Consider the following 24,220-nt stretch of genomic DNA (forward strand, 5'->3'; position numbering starts at 1 on the left):
CACCGTATTCAAATACAGTGTTGCATCTGAATTCGGGGATGCATTAGAATCTGTCCACTTTAGAACGCAATGCTCCAGGGGATGCGTACGCCCTGCGTGCTGACGCCCACTTCCTGAAAGGAAAGCCGTGAAGCCTGTCTCTCCGTCCGTTTCCCCTGGGCGCGCCCGCCGCCGTGTCTATCCCTTGCTGGCGCTGGTCATCACCCTGGCGGCCTGCAGCAAGCCGGCCCCGGTAGCCGATGCGCCGCGTGAAGTGGTGGTGCTGCAGGCGCAGCAGCGCGGCCAGGCCGGCACGCTGCACCTGCCCGCCGAGGTGCAGTCGCGCTACGTGACCAGCATGTCCTTCCGCATCGCCGGCCAGCTGGCCGAGCGGCGCGTGCATCTGGGCGATGTGGTGCGCAAGGGACAGGTGCTGGCGCGGTTGGACCCGGCTGACGCCAACCAAAACGCCAGCGCCGCCCAGGCCGAACTGGCCTCGGCGCGCCAGCACCTGGACGCCGCCGAGAAGCAGCTCCAGCGCGACGTCCAGCAGGCCCGCGAAGCCTTGATCAGCCCCCAGCAGCTCGAACAGAGCCAGGACGCCCACGCCGCTGCGCTTTCGCAGTTCAAGGCCGCCCAGGCGCGCGCCGCCGTGGCGGGCAACCAGCGCGACTACACTACCCTGGTGGCCCAGCATGACGGCGTCATCAGCGCCGAGCAGGCCAATACCGGCGACGTGCTCGCTGCCGGCCAGCCGGTCTATTCGCTGGCCTGGTCGGGCCAGGTGGACGTGGTCACCGAGGTGGCCGATCGCCAAGTCGCCACGCTGCAGCCGGGTGCGGCCGCCGTGGTCACGCTGGCGGCGCTGCCGGGCAAGACCTTCACGGGAAAGGTGCGCGAAGTCAGCCCGGCGGCTGATGCACAGAGCCGCACCTACCGCGTCAAGGTCACGCTGGAGCAGCCCGATCCTGCGGTGCGCCTGGGCATGACCGGCGAGGTCGCGATCACCCCGGCGGCCAGCTCGGCCGCGCCGGTGCTGCTGTTGCCGGCCACTGCGCTGTTCCACCAGGGCGACAGGCCGGCCCTGTGGGTCGTGGGGGAGCAGGGCCAGCTGGAACTGCGGCCCGTGACCGTGGCGGCCTACGGCGAGCGCAGCATCAGCGTCAGCCAGGGTGTCACGGCCAGCGACAAGGTGGTGGTGCAGGGCGTGCATACCCTGACGGCCGGTGAAAAGGTCAAGCCGGTCGCGCCGCTGCATGCTGAGGACTTCGCCCTATGAGCGCGCCTGGACGTTTCAACCTCTCTGCCTGGACCTTGCAGCACCAGGCGCTGGTGACCTTCATCCTGGCGCTGGTGACGCTCCTGGGCATCGGTTCCTACTCGCGCCTGTCGCAGTCCGAAGACCCGCCCTTCACCTTCAAGGTCATGGTGATCCAGACCGATTGGCCGGGCGCGACCGCGCGCCAGGTGCAGGAGCAGATCACCGACCGCATCGCCCGCAAGTTGCAGGAGACGCCCGATGTGGATTTCCTGCGCAGCTATTCGCGCGCGGGTCAGTCGCAGCTCTTCTTCACCATCAAGGATACGGCCCCGGCCTCGCAGGTGCCGCAGACCTGGTACCAGGTGCGCAAGAAGGTCGGCGACATGGCCGCCACGCTGCCGCAAGGGGTCAAGGGTCCCTACTTCAATGACGAGTTCGGCGACGTCTATACCAACATCTACGCCCTGGCCGGCGACGGCTTCAGCCCGGCGCAATTGCGCGACTATGCCGACCAGTTGCGCGGTGAACTCTTGCATGTGCCGGGCGTGGCCAAGATCGATTACTTCGGCGAGCGCAACGAGCATATCTACATCGACATCGGCAATGCCCGCATGACCCGCCTGGGCATCAGCCCGCAGCAACTGGCCGACGCCATCGGCGGCCAGAATGCGGTGGTGCCGGGCGGCCTCATCACCACCGGCAATGACCGCGTCTACGTGCGTCCCACCGGCCAGTTCGACAACCTGCGCGCGCTGGAAGAGAAGATCATCCAGATCAACAACCGTAGCTTCCGCCTGGGCGACATCGCCACCATCACGCGCGGCTACGACGAACCGCAGGAGCAGGCGATGCGCGCCAATGGCCAGCCGGTGCTGGGCATCGGCGTGACCATGCAGCCGGGCGGTGACGTGATCCGCCTGGGCAAGGCGCTCGATGCGCGCACCGAGGAACTGCGCAAGCGCCTGCCGGCCGGACTCACGCTCACGGCGGTCTCGAGCATGCCGCATGCGGTGGAAAAATCAGTGGATGACTTCCTCGAAGCCGTGGCCGAGGCCGTGGCCATCGTGCTGGTGGTCAGCCTGGTCTCGCTGGGCATCCGCACCGGCATGGTGGTGGTGATCTCCATTCCCATCGTGCTGGCGGTGACCTCGCTGTTCATGTACCTGTTCGACATCGGCCTGCACAAGGTCTCGCTGGGCACCCTGGTGCTGGCGCTGGGCTTGCTGGTGGATGACGCCATCATCGCCGTGGAAATGATGGCGGTGAAACTGGAGCAGGGCTGGAACCGCCGCCGCGCCGCCGCCTTCGCCTATACCAGCACGGCCTTCCCCATGCTCACCGGCACCCTGGTGACGGTGGCCGGCTTCCTGCCCATCGCCCTGGCCAAGTCCGGCACCGGCGAATACACCCGTTCCATCTTCGAGGTCTCGGCCATTGCGCTGCTCTTGTCCTGGCTGGCGGCGGTGGTGCTCATTCCGCTCTTGGGCTATCACATGCTCAAGGAAAAGCCGGGTGCGCTCACCGATGAGCAGATCGCCGCCAATCCGCACGCCGGCCATGACGAGGAAGACCACGACCATCCCATCTACCAGACCCGCATCTATACCTGGCTGCGCCGTTCGGTGGCCTGGTGCGTGGCGTTCCGGGGCCGCGTGGTGATCGCGACCACGGTGTTGTTCATCGGCTCGCTGGCGGCCTTTGCGCTGGTGCCGCAGCAGTTCTTCCCCAGCTCTGACCGGCCCGAACTGCTGATCGACCTGCACCTGCCCGAGCGTGCTTCCTTCGAGGCCACCCAGCGCGAAGCAGTGCGCATGGAAGCGCTGCTGAAGGACCGTCCGCAGATCGACCACTACGTCAGCTTCGTCGGCGTCGGAGCGCCGCGCTTCTACCTGCCGCTGGACCAGCAACTGGCCAGCCCCAACTTCGCCCAGTTCGTGGTGACGGCCAAGTCGGTGGAAGACCGTGAAGCCCTGGCGCGGGCGCTGGAAGAGCCGCTGCGCCGCCAGTTCAGCGGCGTGCGCACGCGCCTGACGCGGCTGGAGAACGGCCCGCCGGTGGGCTTCCCGGTGCAGTTCCGTATCAGTGGCGAGCAGATTCCCAAGGTGCGCGCCATCGCCGAACAGGTCGCGGCCGAGATGCGCAAGGAAAGCCGCGCCACCAACATCCAGTTCGACTGGGATGAACCGGCGCAGCGTTCGGTGTCCTTCGAGATCGACCAGAAGCGCGCCGCGCAGCTGGGCCTGACGAGCCAGCAGATTTCCAATTTCCTGGCCATGCAATTGTCCGGCTACACCATCACGCAATACCGCGAGCGCGACAAGCTCATCAGCGTGGACCTGCGCGCCCCGCGCAGCGAGCGCGTCGATCCGGCGCGACTGGCCACGCTGTCCATGCCCACCGCCAACGGCCCGGTGCCGCTGGCCACGCTCGGCCAGTTCAACAACACGCTGGAATATGGCGTGATCTGGGAGCGCAACCGCCAGCCCACCATCACCGTGCTGGCCGATGTGCGCCCGGGTGTGCAGGGCATCGACGTCACCAATGACGTCAACCAGAAGCTCAACGCCCTGCGCGCCGAGCTGCCGGTGGGCTATCGCATCGACGTCGGCGGCCCGGTGGAAGAAAACGCCAAGGCGCAATCCTCGATCTCGGCGCAGATGCCTCTGATGGTGATTGCCGTGCTGCTGTTGCTGATGGTGCAGCTGCAAAGCTTTGGCCGCACCATGATGGTGGTGATGACGGCCCCGCTGGGCTTGATCGGCGTGGTCGGCGCGCTGCTGCTGTTCGGCCAGCCCTTCGGCTTCGTCGCCATGTTGGGGACCATCGCCATGCTGGGCATCATCATGCGCAATTCGGTGATCCTGGTGGACCAGATCGAGCAGGACATCGCCGCCGGACGCGGCCGTTTCGACGCCATCGTCGGCGCCACCGTACGGCGCTTCCGCCCGATCACGCTCACCGCCGCCGCCGCCGTGCTGGCGCTGATCCCGCTGTTGCGCAGCAACTTCTTCGGCCCGATGGCCACCGCCCTCATGGGCGGCATCACCATCGCCACCATCCTGACCCTGTTCTACCTGCCGGCGTTGTATGCGCTGTGCTACCGGGTCAAGCCGGATGAAACCCATCACCGCGACACTGCCGCCCAAGGGAGCCATTGATGACCCAGGTCCATCCCCCCCTGCCGCTGGCCCTGCTACTGGTGCTGACCCTGTCGGGCTGCGCCTTCGGCCCGACCGGCGAAGCGCCGGCCATGCCCCGGCCCGACCACTATGCAGCCCAGGCCACGCCCGCAGATGTCGGGCCCGAAGGGGCGCGCCAGCGCTTCGTGCTGGGCCAGCGCGCCGTGCCGCAATGGTGGCAGGCCTATGGTTCGCCCGAGCTGTCGGCCTGGGTGGAAGAGGCCTTGCGCAACAATCATTCGCTGGCCCAGGCTGAACGCAACCTGGCTAGCGCCCGCCTGCAACTGCGCGCCCAGATCGACCAGTCATTGTGGCCGTCCGTCGACGCGGTCGGCCAGGCCCAGCGCCAGCGCGCCTTGGGCCTGCCCAATATCGGCCCGACCACCAACCTCTACAACGTCTTCGCCGGCCAGATCCGAGCCAGCTATACCTTCGACCTGTTCGGCACGGAACGCTACGCCAACGCCGCCACAGCCGCCCAGGTCGATGCCCAGTCCTACCAGTTCGATGCGGCCCGCCGCGCCTTGGTGGCCAATGTGGTCATCAGCGCCATCAATGCCGCTGCGCTGCGCGTGCAGGTGAGCGATACCGAACGCCTGGTGGCGCTGGCCGAGGCCGATGCCAGTGAAGTGCAGCGGCGCGCCGAGCTGGGCGCGGCCTCGCAGGACGATCTGCTGGCCGCACGCGCCAATGCACAGTCCTTGCGCGCCAGCCTGCCCGGCCTGCAGGCACAGTGGCTGGCCGCGCGCCACGCCCTGGCCGTGCTGATGGGCCGCACGCCCGACCAGGCGCCCGCCGATCTGGACCTGGCCAGCCTGCGCCTGCCTGCCGAGGTGCCGCTGGCGGTGCCCTCGGAACTGTTGCGCCAGCGGCCCGACATCCTCGCAGCCGACGCCGCGCTGAAGGTGGCGGCGGCCCAGCAGGCCCAGGCCACGGCGGAGATGTTCCCCAGCCTGTCCATCAGCGCATCCTTCGGGCAGTCCGGTTTTACCTGGCCCAAGGCGACCGGTGCGGCGGGTGCAGTGTGGGGTTTGGGGGCGTCGCTGACGCAGCCGCTGTTCCATGGCGGCGCGCTGCGTTCCATGAGCGAAGCTGCGGAGCAGGCCTATCTGGCGGCCGAGGCCAATTATCGCCAGACCGTATTGAATGCGTTCCAGAATGTGGCCGATAGCCTGGTGGCCCTGAGCCATGACGCCGATGCCCAGACCGCCGCAGCGGCGGCGCGCCAGGCCAGCGAGCAGGGCTGGCGCAATGCCCAGCGGCGCGTGGCCCTGGGTGCGGTGCCGATCAGCGCGGCGCGCAGTGGTGAGCGCCAGTATCTCAATGCCCACCTCAGTGAAGCGCGCGCCACCGCCAGCCGCCTCAACGCCACAGCCACGCTGTTCCAGGCCATGGGGGTGAGCCTGGAGGCTGCACCGGCGACTTCACCGACCACTGCACCGCAGGCAGCGCAACCGTGACGCCGTCGCCATGTTCCTTCCAGAGGGGACATGGCGCGGATCTCTTATCTTCTTATTGTCTTATCCCTTGCTCGCGCCGAAGGTCAGCCCGGCGACGAACTGCTTCTGCATCACGAAGAACAGGATCACCGACGGCAGCGCCGCCAGGATGGAACCGGCCGAGACCAGGTTCCAGGCGGTGGTCCACTGGCCGCGCAGGGCCGCCACGCCCACCGTGATCGGGGCCACGTCATCCCCCTGGGTCAACACCAGCGCCCAGAAGTAGTCATTCCAGACAAAGGTAAACACCAGCACCGCCAAGGCCGCCAGCGCAGGACGGATCAGCGGCAGCACGATGCGGTAGAACACGGTCCATTCGCTGGCGCCCTCGATGCGCGCCGCCTCGATCATCTCGAAGGGCAGCTGCTTGATGAAGTTGCGCAGGAAGAGGGTGCAGAAGCCGGTCTGCATGGCAATGTGGAACAGCATCATCCCGGTGATGGTGTTGAACAGGCCCAGCGACAGCGAGAGATCGCGCACCGGGATCATCAGGATCTGCTGCGGCACGAAGTTGCAGGCCACGAAGGTGGCGAAGAGCACCGTATTGCCGCGGAACTGGTAGGTCGACAGCGCAAAGCCGGCCATGGCCGCCAGCGAGATCGCGCCGATCACCGAGGGGATCGTGATGAGGCAGCTGTTCCAGAAGTAATGCAGCATCGGCGACGCCGTCAGGGCTTCGCGGTAATTCTCCAGCATGGCGAAGTCCTGCGGCCAGCCCCAGTAGTTGCCGGCCATCAGTTCATCGTTGGAGCGGATCGAAGTGACCAGCGCGGCCAGCATCGGCAAGAGCCAGATCAGCAGCGCCACCGGCAGCGAGGCGCGGTAGAGCGCGCGGTTGATGGGCTTCCATTTTTCTATCGGCATCGGGAACATGAGGATTCCTTTTTTTCCTTGAGCGTTCAGCGTTCAGCGCGCAGCATGCGGCGCAGCTGATAGACGATGTAGACCAGCATGATGGCAAAGAGCGTCACGGCCACCGCTGCCGAATACCCCTGGCGGTAATACTTGATGGCCTGGTCATAGGCGTAGTAGGCCAGCACGGTGGAACTCTCATAGGGGCCGCCGCTGGTCATCACCGAGATCAGGTCGAAGCTGCGCAGCGCGCCGATGATGCTGACCACGAAGGCCATGAAGGTGGTCGAGCGCAATTGCGGCAGGATCACATAGCGCAGCATGGTCCAGCCCTTGGCGCCTTCCATGCGCGCCGCTTCCACCTGGTCGTGGTTCAGCGCTGTCAGGCCGGTGAGGAAGAGGATCATGCAATACGCCGTCTGCGGCCACAGCGCGGCGAAGATGATGCCGAAGGTGGCATAGCGCGCATCGCCCAGCACCGGCACGCCCTGGCCGAAGAGCAGCGAGAGCAGCCCGAAGCTGGGGTCATAGAACCAGCTGTACATGAGGCCGACCACCACGCCCGAGAGCACGAAGGGCGCGAAGAACAGCGACTTCACCACGCGCATGCCGATCACCTTCTGGTTCAGGTACAGCGCGATGGCCAAGCCCATGGGCGGGGCCAGCAGGAACATCAGCAGCCACAGCACGTTGTTCTTCAGGGCGGTGTAGAAGGTCGGCGCGTGGAACAGCTCGACGTAGTTGGCCAGCCCCACGAACCTGGGCTCGGTCATGCCATCCCAGCTGAAGAAGCTGAGATAGATCGTATAGAGAATCGGGTACAGCACATAGACCAGCGTCATCACGCAGGCCGGCGCCAGGAACCAGAAGGCGGCGCGGTTGCGGCGGGCGGCGCTGCGCTGAGGACCGCTGGCCGCTGTGGTGGCCACTGTAGCGGCGGCTGGGGGCGCAGGCGGCTGCGCGGCGGATGTGGGCGCGAGCATGGCGGGGTCTCCTTCTTTTTCTGCGGCCATCGTGCTGGGCAAGCACGATGGCCGGGTGGACTACTACTGAACTGCTGCTTAATAACTATCTAACTATCTAACTATCAGCTACCAGTTAACTGCAACTTGATTACTGCTTGACCACTACTTAACTACTACCGCATCAACCGCCATCAGGACTTCTTGTAGATGCGCTTGCGGCTTTGCTCCAGCTCATTGAGCACATCATCGATCCTGGTCGGATCGCTGACGAACTTCTGCATGCCCTTCATGCCTTCATCGGCCATTTCCTTGGTCATGTCGCGATCATAGAACTGCGAGATGCCGCCCTTGGCGTTGGAGAGGATCTCGAAGCCGATGCGCGAGATCGGTTCGGTGGGCGCGGGCGACTTGCTGTTGGCCGGCAGCGAACCCAGTCCCTCTGCCAGCTTGGCGCTGATGGCCGGCGTACCGACGAAGGCGATGAAGCGGCGCGCATCGGCCTTGTTGCGGGCCTTGGCAGGGATGTGGATGGATTCGGTCGGACCTTCCTCAGCCGTGGGTACATTGGCATCGATGATGGGGAACTGGAAGTAACCCATCTCCGGCGCCAGCTTGGCCGGGAAGCCCTTGGCGATGAAGGTGCCCATCAACATCATGGCGGCCTTGCCCTGGAACAGGAAGGGCTGGGCGCCGTCGAGGTCATAGGAGAGGGCGTTGTCGATGAAGTACTTGTTGTCGATCAGGCTCTTCCAGGCGGTATGGACCTTCTTGACGCGCGCATCGGTGTAGGCGATATCGCCGGCCATCAACTGCTGGTGGAAGGCATTGCCATTGATGCGCAGGTCCAGGTAGTCGAACCAGCCGGCCAGGGTCCAGGCGTCGCGGCCACCCACGGCGATCGGGGCGATGCCGGCAGCCTTGAGCTTCTTGCAGGCGTCCAGGAATTCATCCCAGGTCTTGGGCTCGCCGGCAATGCCGACCTTCTTGAACAAGTCCTTGCGGTAGAACATGCCCCAGGAGTAGTAGACGGTGGGCACCGAATACTGCTTGCCGTGCCAGGACGAGGCTTCCTTGGTGGAGGCGTAGGTGGCGTCCCAGCCGTTCTTCTTCCAGTCTTCGCTCACGTCTTCCAGCAGGCCACGGCTGGCGTAGAAGGCCATGCGCTCGCCGTTGTGCCAGTTGATGATGTCCGGCGCCTGGGTCGAGAGCCAGCCCGGCAGCTGTACCTTGTAGGCTTCTTCCTCGATGAAGGAGGGCTTGATGTCCACGTCCGGGTTGGCCTTCTTGAATTCATCCATCGTCGATTGCCACACCGCGCGCTGCACCGCGCCCTTGTAGGCGATGTTGATGGCCAGGGTGCCGGCGGTGGCGGCGGTGTTCCAGGCGGCTGTGGCGGCCAGGCAGCCGGCGATCACGCCCATGCGAATCATCTTCTTCATTGTTGTCTCCGAATGTGGGTTCAAAACAGCTTGGTCTTTGTTAGCGTGCGCAGGTTCTGCCGCCTGCTTGGGCCACGGCGGACAGCGCCGCCGTGGCGTCTTTCTTCCAGAGTGAGGCCGGCTATTGCCATTGCCTGATCACGGGTGCTGGCCAGTGCGATACACCGCCACGCCTTGCGGCTCCAGCTGCGCCTGGCCGACCAGGAACTGCGCGCCTTGCGCCTGCGGCAGGGTGATCGCTGCGTCGCTGTAGTTGAAGGCGAAGCAGAGGCCGCCGCGCTCTTGCAGGCGCAGGCCCTCGGGCAGGCGTTGCGGGGCGAGTCCGGCGTCGCGGGCCAACTGCTCGAAGCAGGCGCTGGTGAGCGCATCATCGAAGATGCCGGCCAGGTAGTGGGCGCGTTCTTTGCGCACGATGGCCGGATGGCCGTCGCCGAACTGCGCCAGGGTCTGCAAGCCCTCGCCATCGGCCTCGATCAGGTCCCGCCAGTGCGCGCCCTGGCCGCTGTGCGCGCCGAACTGCACCGGTTCGGTGACATTGGGGCGCAGCGATTCCACGCGCCAGACGCGCATGGGCAGCAGTTGCTGCAAGGGGCCGGGCGGCAGCGTGGCGGGAATCTGCAGCGAGCGGGTCTTGGAGCCGCTGCGCGGACCGAACACCGACAGCGCGCCGCTCTCGGCGATGCGGCCCGGCAGATCGTCCGGCACGATGGGCAGGGGCGGCACTACGATCATGGCATAGCCGTCCAGCTTGGCGTGCAGCGGCAGGATGTCCACATCCAGGCCCAGTGCGCGCAGGGTGGCGTAGTACTGGAAGGCAAAGCGCTGGTATTCGAAATCGATGCCCTGGAAATGGATGTCGAAGAGCCACTTGGCGTCGTAGTCGAACAGCAGCGCCACCTTGCCGCGCGGCTGCGCCAGCGCCCCCTGTGCCTGTTCGACGGTGATGATTTCCCGCGCCACCTGCTCGGCTTCGCTGCCGCCCACATCGAGGCGGTTGTCCGGACGATTCAGGCCGGCATGCAATTGTTCCTGTGCGAACGGGCATTGGCGCCAGCGGAAATAGGAGACGCAACCCGCGCCGTGGGCAAAGGCTTCCCAGCTCCACAGGCGCACCATGCCTGGCAGCGGATGCGGATTCCAGTGCGCCCAGTTCACCGGCCCCGGCTGTTGTTCCATGACCCAGAAGGGCTGGGCCGACATGCCGCGATACAGGTCATGGTTGAAGCTGGCGAAGTCGGGATGGCCGGTGCGCAGCCAGCGCGCCTTGGTGGCGTCGTCGAACCACATCACTTCCAGCGCGCCCAGCGGATAGCTGTCCCAGGTGGCCACATCGAGGTCGGCCGCAACCGGATAGTGATCGAACTCCAGGAACATCTGCATGAAGTTGTGCACCATCAGCCGGCCCGGCGAGAGCGCACGCAGGATCTCCACCTGCATGCGGTTGTAGCGCGCCACTTCGTCCGAGGCGAAGCGGCGATAGTCCAGGCGGTGCGAGGGATGGGCTTCGGTGACGGTGCCGATGGGGGCGTCGATCTCATCGAAGCTGCGGTATTCCATGCTCCAGAACACCGTGCCCCAGGCCGTGTTGAGCGCGTCGATGCTGCCGTAGCGCTGGCGCAGCCACTGGCGGAAACGGCGCTGCGCCGAGGCCGAATAGCTGACCACGGTCTGGTGGCAGCCATATTCATTGTCGGTCTGCCAGGCCGTCACGGCCGGGTGCTGGCCATAGCGTTCGCCCAGCAGACGCACGATGCGTTGTGATTCCTCGAAGTAGGAATCCGATGAGAAATCATAGTGGCGGCGCGAACCGAAGGCGCGCTGGCGGCCATTGGCGTCCACCGCCAGCACATCGTCATGGCGGTCGATGAGCCACTTGGGCGGGGTCGCGGTGGGGGTGCACATGACCACTTCCAGACCATGCCTGGCCAGCACCTCGATGGCGCGATCCAGCCAGTCCCAGCGCAACTCGCCGGGCGAAGGTTCGATGCGGCTCCAGGCGAATTCGCCGATGCGCACCTGCTTGATGCCCAGCGCCTTCATGCGTTGCGCATCGCTGTCCCACATGGCCTCGGGCCAATGTTCGGGGTAGTAACAGACTCCCAATCGTAGCGACATGGTCGTGATTCCTTAGCGGTAGTGAAGCGGATACAGAATGGAAAGAGGGACGAACAGAGCAGCAGGCCGCAGATGCAGGCTCACACTCATCACACTCAGGCGGCAACGGCCAAGCCGCCCTGGACTTGCGTGCGGGTCAGCGCCAGCCCGTCCTGGTCGAACAGATAGGCGCAGGCCGGTGCGATGGCCACGCGCACGCGCTCGCCACGGGTGATGCGGGCGTCGCCAGCGGCCTTGGCCACCAGCGGCTGGCCGGCGGGCTCGTCCAGATGCACATAGGTCTGCTCGCCCAGGCGTTCGACCAGCACCACTTCGCGATGGATGCCGTACTGGCCCTGGCTGCCGATTTCCATATGCTCCGGGCGCACGCCCACGGTCACCATCTGGCCCGGCTGCAGCGCGCCTTGCGCGGCCACCAGCAGGGTTTCCTCGCTGCCGGAAAGGCGCACCAGAATGCCGTTCTCCTGCACACCCGCCACCTGCGCCGGCAGGAAGTTCATCCGTGGTGAACCGATGAAGCCGGCCACGAAGCGGTTGCGCGGATGGTGATACAGCTCCATGGGTGTGCCGACCTGGGCGATGCTGCCGAAGCGCTGGGTATCGGCGCCGGCATGCAGCAGCACGATGCGATCGGCCAGGGTCATCGCTTCGACCTGGTCGTGCGTCACATAGACCACGCTGGCCTGCTCGAACTGGCGATGCAGGCGGGCGATCTCGATGCGGGTCTGGCTGCGCAGGGTGGCGTCCAGGTTCGACAGCGGTTCATCGAACAGGAACACACCCGGACGGCGCACGATGGCGCGGCCAATGGCCACGCGCTGGCGCTGGCCGCCGGAGAGTTCCTTGGGCTTGCGCTGCAGCAGTTCTTCCAGCTGCAGGATGCGCGCAGCCTCGCGCACTTTCTGTTCGATCTCGGCCTTGGGCAGCTTGGCCAGGGTCAGGCCGAAGCTCATGTTTTCGTACACCGTCATGTGCGGGAACAGCGCATAGCTCTGGAACACCATGGCCACCGAGCGCTGCGCCGAGGGCACATCGTTGACGCGCTTGCCGCCGATGAAGAGGTCGCCGCTGGTGAGATCTTCCAGCCCGGCGATGCTGCGCAGCAGCGTGGATTTGCCGCAGCCGGATGGACCCAGGAAGACGCAGAATTCATGTTCGCCAATGTCGAGATCGACATTGCGGATCACCGGCGGTGCATCGCCGTAGGCTTTTTGTGCTGCACGCAAGGTAATGCTGGCCATCACATTTTCCTGTCAGAAAGATTGCCGGGCAGGCCGCCGCAAAGGCAGGGCTGGCGTCAGGTTAAGCGCTTAATCAAATCACCCAAAAAAAAGATCGCCTGGGTGGTGTCCTGAGTGCAATCGGGTTTGTCTCCACGTCGTTGTTCTGATCGTGTTGCCGCATCGGGGCGGCCAATAGTGTGGAAAGATCATACCCATCTTGCATGGCCCATGCAACAAGAATCCTGTAACGCCAGGTGACAGGAAAATGTCAGCCAGTGCGCCCCTGCGCACCCTGCCGGCGCCCGCCTGCGTTGACAAGCCAGGCATAAGCGGTTTGAATGCGAGGGCTTCCAACTCCATCGCCTCATGACCACCTTATCCGAAGTCGCCCGACTGGCCGGTGTCACCTCGGCCACTGTGTCCAACGTCCTGCGCCAGCGCGGCAAGGTCGGCGAACAGACCCGCCAGCGCGTGCTCGACGCCGTGGCCCAGCTGGGTTACCGCCCGCACCTGACCGCCCGCGCCCTGGCCGAGGGACGCGCACCCACGCTGGCGCTGGTGGTCTCCAGCATCGCCAACCCCTTCTATCCCGAATTCGCCCTGGCGGCCGAGCGGGCGGCGCGCGACCATGGACGCTTCCTCATCGTCTGCAATACCAACGATGATCCCGATATCGGCCGGGCCTATCTTGACCAGATCGCCGGCACATTGTCGGACGGCGTGCTGATCATGAACGCCAACCTGCCCATGGATGAGCTGAGGAAGACCGAGCAGCGCGGCGCGCCCGTGGTGCTGTGCATGTGGGAAAAGCCGGATGCGCCGCCCGAGCTGCCCTGCATCGCGGTGGACTTCTTCGAAGCCGGCGCGATTGCCGCCCGGCATCTGCTGGGTCTGGGCCATCAGTGCTTTGCCGCGCTGGTGGGCAGCAAGAAGAGCGGCATCCATGCCGAGCGCTATCGCGGTTTTGCCAGCGCCTGCAAGGAGGCCGGACACCCGCATCCGACCCAGCGCACACGCTATATCAACGACACGGTGGAGTCAGGCTACCGCGCCACCATGGAACTGCTGCGCGAACATCCGCAGGTCACCGCCATCTTCGCCAGCAATGACTTGCCTGCGCTGGGGGCGATGAACGCCATCGCCGACATGGGGATGAATGTGCCGCGCGACGTCTCGGTGACCGGCATCACCGATATCCAATGGGCGCGCGTCTCCCGCCCGGCGCTCACCACCGTGGCCGTACCCACCGAAGCCGCTGCGCGCATGTCCATCGAACTCTTGCTGGCGCTCATCGAACGGCGCAGCCCCTCACCCGTCATGCACGTCACCGCTGCGCCGCAACTGGTGGAGCGCGCCTCCACCGCCGTCCCCCGCAAGCGCTAGGCGGCCGCGAGGCTGTCCAGGTAGGCCGAGAACATGTCGGCCATGGCGTCCGCGTGACGCTTGATCTCGCTGTCCGGACGAGGCGTGCGCGAGAGGTGCTCGCCCATCGTGGTGAGCGTGCTCATCACCATCTCGCCGGCCAGCTTGCGGCGTCGCGGCGACACCGTCGGCAAGGCCTCGCGCATGAAGCGCGCAATGATGCCATCCCAGGCATGCGCCAGCGCCTGCGCCTGTTCGCCATCCCGATACAGTGGTGCGGCATCATTGAGCGCCAGCCTGACCGCCGCTTCCTCGAACTCGCTGCGCAGGAAGGCATGCACCAGCGCACGCAGCCGCAGCAGTGGCGGCTTGCGGCTGTCTTCCAGCAACACGCGCACCATCTCGGTGGTCTGCTCCCATTCATCGGACTGCAGCCGGAACAGGATGGCCGCCTTGTTGGGGAAATACTGGTAGATCGATCCCACGCTCACACCGGCCCGCTCAGCCACCCGCGCCGTGGTGAAGCGGGCCGCGCCCTCGCGTAGCAAAACCTGAACAGCAGCCTCCAGGATGGCCTTGACGAGATCGGTGGAGCGCGCCTGCTGCGGCGCCTTGCGCAGGGAAATATCGGGGCGGCGAGGCTTTTTCATGGTGACGAGAACGGTGGGAAAGAATGCGAATGGAAAACATGACGGATTCGTCGCATACTGGATTTTGCTGGATGTGACGAATTCGTCGCATTCTACGATGTCCTGATCATCCTGTCCAAGCGGCCTGGGTTTCCTGTAACCAGCCCGCCTGTTGATGGCGACATCCTCTTTCGCTGTTTTCCTCCTTCTCATTGATCCAAGGATTTTCCATGTCTGCTTCCTCTACCGACAAGCCCGCGCGGGTGACGCCGCTGGCCAGTCCCGGCGTCGCCGTCTTCTTCAAGTTGGCGCCGATCACGTTGGCCGTCTTCATCGCCTTCCTCACCATCGGCCTGCAATTGCCGGTGCTGCCCTTGCATCTGAAAGACGCGCTGGGCATGAACGCCACCGTAGTGGGCGTGGTCGTGGGCGCGCAGTTCGCTGCCGCCTTGCTTTCGCGCGCCTGGGCCGGCAACTTCGCCGACCTGCGCGGCGCCAAGCGCGCCGTCATGGCGGGTTTCATCACGGCCGCATTGTCGGGGCTGGTGTATCTGGCTTCGCTGGCCTTGCTTGGCCGGCCAGACTGGTCGGTGGCCGTGCTGTTGCTGGGGCGCGTGGTGCTGGCGCTGGGCGAGAGCCTGATGGTCACCGGCGCGATGAGCTGGGGCATCGGCCTGGTCGGCCCGCAGCATGGCGGCAAGGTCATGGCCTGGCTGGGCATCGCGTTGTACGCCGCCTTCGGCGCCGGTGCGCCCCTGGGCGTGGCGATCAACCAGATCTACGGCTTTGCCGGTATCAGCCTGGCCAGCGTGGGCCTGTCATTGGCGGCGCTGCTGCTGATCGCCCCGCTGCGCGCCATCGCGCCCAGCGCCCACCGCCGCACGCCGTTCTACCAGGTGCTCGGTGCGGTATGGCGTCCGGGGCTGGGGCTGGCATTTTCCAGCGTCGGCTTTGGCGTCATCACAGCCTTCATTGCATTGCTGTTTGCCGCGCGCGCCTGGGGCAATGCAGCGCTGGCGTTTTCTGCATTCGGCGCGGCCTTCATCCTGGCGCGGCTGTTGTTTGCCCACCTGCCGGACAAGCTCGGCGGCGCGCGCGTTGCGTTGGTATGCGTGCTGATCGAAGCAGCGGGCCAACTGCTGATCTGGCAGGCTGACGCGGCGCACTGGGCCTACCTCGGCGCGGCCCTGACCGGCTTCGGCTATTCGCTGGCCTTTCCCGGTTTCGGCGTCGAAGCCATGCGCCGCGCGCCGCCGCAGACGCGGGGGTTGGCCATGGGCGCGTATGTGGCCTTCCTGGATCTGTCGCTGGGGATCACCAGCCCGCTGGCCGGTGTGCTGGCCAGTCACGCCGGCGTGCAGAGTATCTACCTGGCGGGAGCGGTGACAGTGGGGCTGTCAGTCCTGGTGGCCTTGAGTTTGCTTCATTCAGTGAAGATGGGAGATTAGGAACAATATCGCTTGCCAAGGAACGCAGTGAGTGTTTCTTAATGACGTCGAAATATAGAATAATTGCTAAATGATTTGGTCGGCTTATTGGTTAGCATTCAGAGCACTTTCAGCCCTGCATGCTCACCATGACTGCCTCCTCAATGACCTCCGCGTCGTTCGGCGCTTTCTTGAATCTTCTTACGCACGAACGGCGCCTTCTGAGGCTGCATCTACCATCTTCCGCTCCGTCTGCCGTTCAGCGGCTGGTCGCCTTGCAGGTCACAGGAACAGAGGCGGTATGCGGCAACGTGATCTACCGCGTGCAGTGCGCCAGCAGCGCCGCTGATCTTGACATCCATGCGCTCCAAGGAGTGCCTATCGGATTTTCTGTGAAGGAGGGTGACGGTGGCGCTGCATTGGTCTGTGGCCTGGCCACCTCGGTGCGGCAAATCCATTCGGAAGCGGGTGCGGTTCTGCTCGAAATCGAGCTTTGCGATGCCCTACGCTTGTTGGAACAGCGCAAGACCTGGCGGGTCTTCTGCGACCTTTCGGTGCTGGAGATCAGCGAGCAGATCCTGACCGAGCATCGCCACGACAATAGCGTTCTGGCGGCTGCCCTGCGCTGGCACGTCAGCGGCTTGCATAAAGCCTATCCGAAGCGGGCCTTCGTCATGCAAGCCGGTGAAAGTGATGCCGACTTTCTGCAACGCCTGTGGCGGCAGGAGGGCATCGCCTGGCACTTCCGCTTCGCGCTCGAGGGGAACGAGCCAGTCCATCATCTGCATCTGGCGGACCACCCGAGCGCCTATCCTGATCATTCGGCAGTTGCCTTGCGTTTCCATCAGGCCGGCGTCATGGAGCAGACCGATACGGTGACCCACTGGGAGGCATGGTGCGAGCAATCGATAGATGAAGTCACGCTGACAGCCTTCGATTACAAAGCCAACCGGTGTACGCAAGCGCAGGAAAAAGCGCTGCGTGGGAAAGATGGCGCAGGTCTTGCCCTGGCACGAACGTTGGAAGACTACGAGTATGCTCCGCCCGTCCTCGCCGCGGGTCTCGCTCACCAACAGCAGATGGCCCGTAGACGGATCGAGGCCCATGAGCTGGCGGCACAGGGATGTCGTGCCAGAAGCGTCGTGCGCTCCTTGCGTGCCGGGACCGTATTCCGCATCAGCGGGCATCCTCATCTGGACACCCTGACGGAACGGGAAGCCCGCTTCACCGTCACGCAACTGACGCTCTATGCCCGCAACAGCCTGGTGCTCGATGCCGAATGGATGGCGCCCCTGATGAAGGAGTGGCTGCCAGCGCGTGCCGCGCTGGGCGACCAGACGGCCCTGGACCTGCCCGTCTACTGCAATGGCTTTGACTGTGTTCAGAGCGATACGGCCATCGTGCCTCGCTACGATCCTGAAGACGTGCCCAAGCTGGGCTTGATGAGCGCGGTCGTCGTGGGAGATGGCGACAAGGAAGTGGACGTCGACGAACTGGGGCGCATCGCCGTACGCTTCCTGTTTACCCGGCCTCAGGAGCATCCGCGCGGACGCGGCGCCAGCGGCACCACCGGTGATTCCGCTCGTATCCGTATCCTCCAGCCCTGGGCTGACGCCGGATTCGGCACGGCCTTCTGGCCCAGGGTAGGCAGCGAGATCCTGATTGCCTTCCTGCAAAATCATCCTGACAAGCCCGTGGCGCTGGGGGGGCTCTACGACGGGACTCATTACCCACCGAAGTTTTCGCGCCAGGGCAAGCTGCCGGAGAACAGCGCCCTGTCTGGCATTCGAAGCAAGGAACTCAAGGCGAATCGGCATAACCACCTGCTATTTGACGATAGCCGAGGCCAGATCAGCGCCCAGATGTTCTCTGATCACGCCGCCACCCAACTCAATCAAGGGTGGCTGGGTTCTCCACGTACGGAAGGCCGCTCAGCACCGCGCGGAGAAGGTTTCGAGCTTGCCACCGATGCCGCAGGCTGCCTGCGTACTGCACATGGTCTCCTGATTACAGCGTTTGCGCGGCTCAATGCTAGCGGCAATCAGCTTGCACGCGAGGAGACGCTCGCGCTGATGCAGCAATGCGTACAGCTCTTCACCGGCATAGGCGAGTATGCTGCGCAACACCAGGCCAAGGCGGGTGATCATGCTCCACATGAACGCCTGCATCGCCAGCTACAGCAATGGGAAAACGGCTCCAATACCAAGCCTGATGCAGGCGATGGTGGAGCCCCTGTGGTCGCCGTGACGGCGCCTGCGGGCCTGCATTTCAGTACGCCCGAGACCGCAGTTACGCACGCAGGCGAGAACTGCGACACGGTGGCGCTGCGCCATATCCAGTTGGCCAGTGGCGAGCACCTGACGGCCAATGCAGGCAAGGGCATTTCGCTGTTTGCCCAATCGGAAGACCTGACGCTGATCGCGCATCAGGGCGAGCTCAAGCTACAGTCGCAGCACAACGACACCAAGGTGGCCGCCGCCAAGAACCTGAGCCTGACTGCAAGCGGCGGCAAGGTGCAGATCATTGCGGCCGACGAGATCTTGCTGGCTGCATCCGACGGGAGTTATCTGCGCCTTGGCGGTGGAAAGATCGACATGGGGTGTAGCGGGGCGGCGACGATTCATGCGGCCACCCATCGCTGGATTGATGCACAGACCACACCGGGAGAGTTGCCGACTTTCGCGAAAGATGATGTTGGTCGCAAGCCCGTCCTGGCGCGTCCGACCGATGACCAGAAGATTGCTGGCGTCCGTTTCGAGATCGATAGCGGCGATGGCGGCAAGACCAGCGGTCAAACCAATGATCTGGGGAGGGCGGCGTCGCTGTCGAAAAATGCGTTTGAGCAGATGCGCATCCGATTTCTTGATTCTGATGACTGAAGGAGAAACGGTTCATGAGCACAACGTCCGCCGCAGAAAAATCAACCCGCGTAGTCGGCGGAGGAAAATTTACCTTATTGCCGGACCAGAGTGAGGCCGTTTTCTACAAGACCCTGCCCTTGCCCGGAGTCATCATCCTGGTGCATGGCGTCAATTCCGATGGGGAGTGGTACGAGAGTACCGAACGCGGCTTATGCGAAGGGCTCAATGAACGGCTGGCCAGACGGCCGGAACAAATGGCGTATAGCGGCCCGACGTCGGGACGCCTGGCGCCGGTGCAGTATACGCCCGAACTCACGGCCGACGGCTATCTTGCGCCACAGCGCAGTGCGGACAACTTCATCAAGGCCCAGCCTCATTATTCCCCTGTCATCCGTTTTCGCTGGGGATACAAGGCCAGCAAGAAGGACGTCAGACAATTCGGCAAGAACGTCTGGCTCAACGAAAATGATTACTGGGGAGGCGGGCCTTTCGCCAATGGCTGTTCCACCATTGCCGATCTTTGGACGGAGGGTCTTAATGATCGCCTGTTCCTGTGGCTGACCGCGCAACATCTCAATCCGGTGGCCGGAAGAGATGTCTATCGCTGCCCGCACCGCGCCTACTACGTCCACGCCGCCCTGCGTCTGGCTCGGCTCATCAAGTCCATTCGGGACCGGCAGGCGGATTGTCCAATTACCGTGATGTGCCATAGCCAGGGCAACATGGTCGGGATCGCTGCAGCCTTTCTCGCTGACCGTCTCGGCATTCAGGCGGACAACTATCTTCTGTGCAATCCGCCGCTGAGCCTGGTGCCGGACAATCTGACGGAAAACTGGAGCCAGAGAGGCAGCAGCGATTCCCAGGGATCGCTGGGGCGCCAGACGTATCGGGCCCGGGTGGAGACGCTGAAGAACTTCTTCATACTGCTGCGCGCTCGCGCCGCCTGTGCCCACGCGGACAAAAGGATCGACAGGGAGATGGCCAACAGCGCACCCAAGGTCGGCCCTGCCTTTACGGCAGCCGGGGATCGCCAACGCCATGGTTTGAACGGATCCACGTTCGGCCGCGTGACCTTGTATTGCAATCCGCACGATCAGGTGATCTCGGCCACCACCGTGCAGGGGATAGGTTGGCGCGGCATGAATGCGGAGGAGATTGGCGTCACCAATGGCAAGGGCGTATTTACGCAGCGCGTTTTTGCCCATCGGTATCTGGTGGGGCAGGTGCCGGGCAAGTCCTATCGCTACTGGGACGACCGCTGGAACAAGGAGGCGGGCGCTGGCAAAGATGGATTCTGGCATCCGCCTTCACCTGCCGTGACACATCGACTCAGGCAGGGCCTGACATCCAGCGAAACCTTGGTGGAGAAGATCGCTACGGTGTTCATGGCATCCAAAGTCAATCATGTTGCCCTCTTCAAACAGCATGTCAACGCCGACGTGGCCAAAGGTTGGTCGATTCCTGTTGACGCTCCCGAACTCCCTCGACACTTCCTGCCCACGGCATACCGCTATGGAAAGCTGAGCCCGCAATTTGACGAGGGTATCGATGCCGTTGGCAATGCACGCGAAGCCCGCAAGAGCGAAGACAAGAAGAAGGCAGGCGATCCTTATGACGAGCATGTCACGCTCAAGTCCGAGGATGGTTCAGCGAACGACGGGCCGCAGGGAGATCAGGACTCAGAGGCCCGATTGCGCTATGAACACAGGGCGCGCTTGCGCATGCAGGCCAGGCGAGGCGATAGGGCGGATGTTCAGGGAAACGTTGCCGGAGAACGGCCTGGCGGACAGAGCACCGAGGAATATCAGTCCTGGCGGACCGAACAGATCGGGGCGTTCCTGAAGGAAGGCGTGGATCAGAGTGCCACTGATCATTCGACCATCGTGACCAATTCGGAGCATGCGCGGCTGGCGGCGGCTTATGACGTGGCCGTTGGAGTGTGCACGCTCAGTGAGGAAGCGATGAGGGAATTGCGGGTTGAGGCGGATTGGAGATATTGGGATGGGCTCAAAGAAAATCATCCACATCGCTATCTCGGCGAGTACTTTGATCAGAGCACCATGCTGAAAAAGACCCTTGACGGTTGGCTCTCGAACGAGGAGGCAAGCCGGCCTCGGAGCATCTTAGATGAGCGCTCGTGGAAGAAATCTATAGCGGAGGCTAGGTAATGAGCCTGCGGCAGAGAAACATCCCCCGCCAGATTGTGCTTTTCGTTTTGGTACTCATAGTGACGTGTTTTATCAGCTTGGGATGGATTTATTTTCTTGACCAAAAACAGCCGCGTCATTGGGAAACAGGAGACGTGATGAACCGATTGATATACCTGGCCCTATCTATCGCCGCTCTTGTAGTGCTTACAGTAACTGCTGTTGTGCATCGCTCTTCAAGGGCTGTCGAAGTGAACGAAGCGCCCTTGGTGGCAGGGAATGAGGAACGCTTCCAAGTTCAGGTCGTTGGCGTCCAATGGCTCAACCCGTTGATGCGAAGAGACTATCCGGCTGAATGGCAGTTGCTTTGGACATTGGGAATCGCAAAGCCTAACAAGGATGATGACGAGGTGCAAAGAGATCCGGCCACATTCACGAGCGTGCAACCGATCGCACCATTGAGTTTCAATTTTCGTAGGGAAAAGATATTCGAGGATGGAAGCAGTGTATTTCCCGGCTTCCTCTCCGATTACGTAAGAAAAATCATTAAACCTATCGGGCGTCAGTATGCGCTCAACGGTAGCTATTTCTACACGATTCAACCAGAGAATCGAAAGAGGTGGCGCGAACTCAATGGCATCCGCGTCGAATTTGCGATTCCTGATGTCCCAATGTTGACGTCAGATAATGCCACGGAGCGAACACGCAAGGCTTTTGACGCAGAGTTTGTGTTCTATGACCCCGAGCTATCAACTGCGAATATTCCTGCCGACGTCAACATCACAAGAGGCGGCGCCAGCGCCGGTTTCACCTCCCTGTCAGCGGGTATGGATTACCTGGAAGCACACCCTGACAAAACCGTCTGGGTCATGAACATGGACGCGCCCGAGTTTCCCGAATATGGGCGGATCAGCGAGAACTGCACCTTGCTGATCCTGGCGGGGCCGAAGTTCAACACAGAACGCGAACCTTTGGCATGGATTGCCCGCCCCGCTGTTCGCAGCACCGAGGACTTCGCACCCGCTGAAGGCGAAAGCCGTACTGCACTGGCCTGGAAGAGCGCCATCCAGTCGGCGGCAGAACAGGCGAACATCTCGCCTAGCGATATTCGCTATGTCATCCATGACGCCGGCAAAGGCAGCGAAGAAGCAGGCCGCCGTATGGGCACATTAGCCCAGGCCATGACGCAGAGCTTGCCCGAATTGGACGTGTTCAAACAGGCCTTCAACACCTCGCAATTGCTGGGCGACATGCGCGCTGGAACAGCGATTACCAACGTAGCGTTGGCCATAGCCTGGGCCCATCACAAGGGCAAGCCTGTGATGGTGGCAGGTACGACCGAGACGGATAGAGCTACCGCCGTGGTGGTGACGCCGCCAGACCGTGCCCGCGTCTTCGATCCCGAAAAAAACTGGTTTCGCGCACGGGGAGAGGGCTATGCCTATTTGCCTTGGTGGGGGTTGAGAAAAGACCTCGACTGGACGACCTATATGCAAGGTTACTCGGACTGATGGGGAAATTTGCGCATGGATTTTTTCGAGTCGCTTATCTGTAGAAGAGAAAGTGCCTGATGAATCGGCTGATTTTCCTGCTGTTCTCAATCGCCGCATTGATGTTGCTTGTGTTAATCGCAGCATTGCATCGATCTTCCAGGGCTGTCGAGGTGATCAAAGCACCTCTGGCAGTAGCGACTGAGGAACGCTTCCAAGTTCAGGTCGTTGGCGTCCAATGGCTCAACCCGTTGATGCGAAGAGACTATCCGACTGAATGGCAGTTGCTTTGGACATTGGGAATCGCAAAGCCTAACAAGGACGACGACGAGGTGAGAAGGGACCCCGAGACATTTACGACTGTACAGAAGATTGCGCCCTTAACCTTTAATTTTCGTAAGAAGATTGTTTTTTCCGATGGAAGTAGTGTCTTCCCTGGATTCCTGTCCGATTACGTGGAAGCAATCCTCAAACCTATCGGCCGTCAGTATGCGCTCAACAGCAGTTATTTCTACACGATTCAACCAGAGAATCGAAAGAGCTGGCGCGAACTCCATGGCATTCGCGTCGAATTTGCGATTCCTGATGTCCCAATGTTGACGTCAGATAATGCGGCGGAGCGTACGCGAGAGGCTTTTAATGGAGAGTTCGAGTTTCATAACCCCGAGATATCAACTGAGAACATTCCCGCCGACGTCAATATCACAAGAGGCGGTGCCAGCGCCGGTTTTACTTCCCTGTCAGCCGGAATGGATTACCTGGAAGCACACCCTGACAAAACCGTCTGGGTCATGAACATGGACGCGCCGGAGTTTCCCGACTATGGGCGGATCAGCGAGAACTGCACCTTGCTGATTCTGGCGGGGCCGAAGTTCAACACAGAACGCGAACCTTTGGCATGGATTGCCCGCCCCGCTGTTCGCAGCACCGAGGACTTCGCACCCGCTGAAGGCGAAAGCCGTACTGCACTCGCCTGGAAGAGTGCCATCCAGTCGGCGGCAGAACAGGCGAACATCTCGCCTAGCGATATTCGTTATGTCATCCATGACGCCGGCAAAGGCAGCGAAGAAGCAGGCCGCCGCATCGGCACATTAGCCCAGGCAATGACGCAGAGCTTGCCCGAACTGGACATGTTCAAGCAGGCCTTCAACACCCCGCAATTGCTGGGCGACATGCGCGCTGGAACAGCGATTACCAACGTAGCGCTGGCCATAGCTTGGGCCCATCACAAGGGCAAGCCTGTGATGGTGGCAGGTACGACCGAGACGGATAGAGCTACCGCCGTGGTGGTGACGCCGCCAGACCGTGCCCGCGTCTTCGATCCCGAAAAAAACTGGTTCCGCGCACGGGGAGAGGGCTATGCCTATTTGCCTTGGTGGGGGTTGAGAAAAGACCTCGACTGGACGACCTATATGCAAGGTTACTCGGACTGACTAGCGAGTCATCCATTTCGATAAGGAGATCATCATGAAGGGCGTCATCCGTCTAGAAGACCCGACCAGCCACGGTGGCAAGGTCGTCAGTGCCGATGCCCGCGTGGCAGTGAGAGGGAAAGCTGTCGCCCGTGTTGGTGACCGTTGCTCTTGTCCGGTCCAGGGACATGTGGGTTGCGTCATCGTCGAAGGTCATCCAACCATTGAGATAGATGGAATCGCAGTTGCCTTTGACGGCCATCGCATCAGTTGCGGTGCAGTGCTTATCTCCACGCTGTCCAATAGCGGCGCCGGCTGAAGCAAGCTCTACGTGAACACGCCGCTGACCTTACAACGGTGTTCGGTGTGCGGTCAGGACA

At 62.9% G+C, this 24,220-nt stretch carries 16 protein-coding genes; 10 read left to right on the forward strand and 6 right to left on the reverse strand.

Annotated features, from left to right (window positions below; genetic code table 11):
• Positions 1–127 precede the first annotated feature (127 nt).
• Genes ACP92_RS01320 through ACP92_RS01330 form a run of 3 tightly spaced genes read left to right on the forward strand, consistent with a single transcriptional unit; the run spans position 128 to position 5,879 of the window.
• Positions 128–1,258, forward strand: a complete 1,131-nt coding sequence (locus ACP92_RS01320; RefSeq protein ID WP_013232315.1) for an efflux RND transporter periplasmic adaptor subunit — start codon at positions 128–130, stop codon at positions 1,256–1,258.
• Positions 1,255–4,398, forward strand: a complete 3,144-nt coding sequence (locus ACP92_RS01325) for an efflux RND transporter permease subunit (protein ID WP_013232316.1) — start codon at positions 1,255–1,257, stop codon at positions 4,396–4,398. Before ACP92_RS01320 ends, ACP92_RS01325 begins: the two co-directional genes overlap by 4 nt.
• Positions 4,398–5,879, forward strand: a complete 1,482-nt coding sequence (locus tag ACP92_RS01330; RefSeq protein WP_013232317.1) for an efflux transporter outer membrane subunit — start codon at positions 4,398–4,400, stop codon at positions 5,877–5,879. The genes ACP92_RS01325 and ACP92_RS01330 overlap by 1 nt, the downstream gene beginning before the upstream one ends.
• Before the next feature lie 60 nt (positions 5,880–5,939).
• Here ACP92_RS01330 and ACP92_RS01335 read toward each other — a convergent pair whose 3' ends face one another.
• From ACP92_RS01335 to ACP92_RS01355, 5 genes are all read right to left on the reverse strand, one after another.
• The gene (locus ACP92_RS01335) at positions 5,940–6,791 is read right to left on the reverse strand and encodes a carbohydrate ABC transporter permease (RefSeq protein ID WP_013232318.1); all 852 of its coding nucleotides are present in this window, start codon (positions 6,789–6,791) and stop codon (positions 5,940–5,942) included.
• Positions 6,792–6,817: 26 nt separating this feature from the next.
• On the reverse strand, positions 6,818–7,753 hold the full coding sequence (locus ACP92_RS01340; protein ID WP_013232319.1) for a carbohydrate ABC transporter permease: 936 nt from the start codon (positions 7,751–7,753) through the stop codon (positions 6,818–6,820).
• Between the two features lie 173 nt (positions 7,754–7,926).
• A complete protein-coding gene (locus tag ACP92_RS01345) occupies positions 7,927–9,165 on the reverse strand; it encodes an ABC transporter substrate-binding protein (protein WP_048348647.1) in 1,239 nt (412 codons plus the stop codon).
• A gap of 147 nt (positions 9,166–9,312) precedes the next feature.
• Complete coding sequence (locus ACP92_RS01350; protein ID WP_013232321.1) at positions 9,313–11,289, reverse strand: beta-galactosidase; 1,977 nt, start codon at positions 11,287–11,289, stop codon at positions 9,313–9,315.
• A gap of 95 nt (positions 11,290–11,384) precedes the next feature.
• Complete coding sequence (locus ACP92_RS01355) at positions 11,385–12,530, reverse strand: ABC transporter ATP-binding protein (protein ID WP_013232322.1); 1,146 nt, start codon at positions 12,528–12,530, stop codon at positions 11,385–11,387.
• A gap of 348 nt (positions 12,531–12,878) precedes the next feature.
• Here ACP92_RS01355 and ACP92_RS01360 point away from each other — a divergent pair, with 348 nt between their 5' ends.
• Positions 12,879–13,895, forward strand: coding sequence for a LacI family DNA-binding transcriptional regulator (locus ACP92_RS01360; protein WP_013232324.1), 1,017 nt, complete (start codon positions 12,879–12,881; stop codon positions 13,893–13,895).
• Here the strand turns inward: ACP92_RS01360 and ACP92_RS01365 are convergent.
• Positions 13,892–14,524, reverse strand: coding sequence for a TetR/AcrR family transcriptional regulator (locus ACP92_RS01365; RefSeq protein ID WP_013232325.1), 633 nt, complete (start codon positions 14,522–14,524; stop codon positions 13,892–13,894). The two genes, ACP92_RS01360 and ACP92_RS01365, sit on opposite strands and share 4 nt — an antisense overlap.
• A gap of 209 nt (positions 14,525–14,733) precedes the next feature.
• Between ACP92_RS01365 and ACP92_RS01370 the strand changes: the two genes are divergently transcribed.
• From ACP92_RS01370 to ACP92_RS24120, 6 genes are all read left to right on the forward strand, one after another.
• Positions 14,734–15,951: an arabinose transporter gene (locus tag ACP92_RS01370; RefSeq protein ID WP_013232326.1), complete on the forward strand. Its 1,218-nt coding sequence runs from the start codon at positions 14,734–14,736 to the stop codon at positions 15,949–15,951.
• Positions 15,952–16,070: 119 nt separating this feature from the next.
• The gene (locus ACP92_RS24115) at positions 16,071–18,809 is read left to right on the forward strand and encodes a type VI secretion system Vgr family protein (RefSeq protein WP_013232327.1); all 2,739 of its coding nucleotides are present in this window, start codon (positions 16,071–16,073) and stop codon (positions 18,807–18,809) included.
• Between the two features lie 14 nt (positions 18,810–18,823).
• Positions 18,824–20,959 (forward strand): T6SS effector phospholipase Tle3 domain-containing protein, encoded by a 2,136-nt coding sequence (locus tag ACP92_RS01385; RefSeq protein WP_013232328.1) that lies wholly within the window; start codon positions 18,824–18,826, stop codon positions 20,957–20,959.
• Positions 20,959–22,449, forward strand: coding sequence for a hypothetical protein (locus ACP92_RS01390; protein WP_013232329.1), 1,491 nt, complete (start codon positions 20,959–20,961; stop codon positions 22,447–22,449). The genes ACP92_RS01385 and ACP92_RS01390 overlap by 1 nt, the downstream gene beginning before the upstream one ends.
• A gap of 59 nt (positions 22,450–22,508) precedes the next feature.
• A complete protein-coding gene (locus ACP92_RS01395; protein WP_013232330.1) occupies positions 22,509–23,861 on the forward strand; it encodes a hypothetical protein in 1,353 nt (450 codons plus the stop codon).
• A gap of 34 nt (positions 23,862–23,895) precedes the next feature.
• Positions 23,896–24,159, forward strand: coding sequence for a PAAR domain-containing protein (locus ACP92_RS24120; RefSeq protein ID WP_013232331.1), 264 nt, complete (start codon positions 23,896–23,898; stop codon positions 24,157–24,159).
• The last annotated feature ends 61 nt before the right edge of the window (positions 24,160–24,220 follow it).

The organism is Herbaspirillum seropedicae, assembly GCF_001040945.1.
GTDB lineage: Bacteria > Pseudomonadota > Gammaproteobacteria > Burkholderiales > Burkholderiaceae_D > Herbaspirillum > Herbaspirillum seropedicae.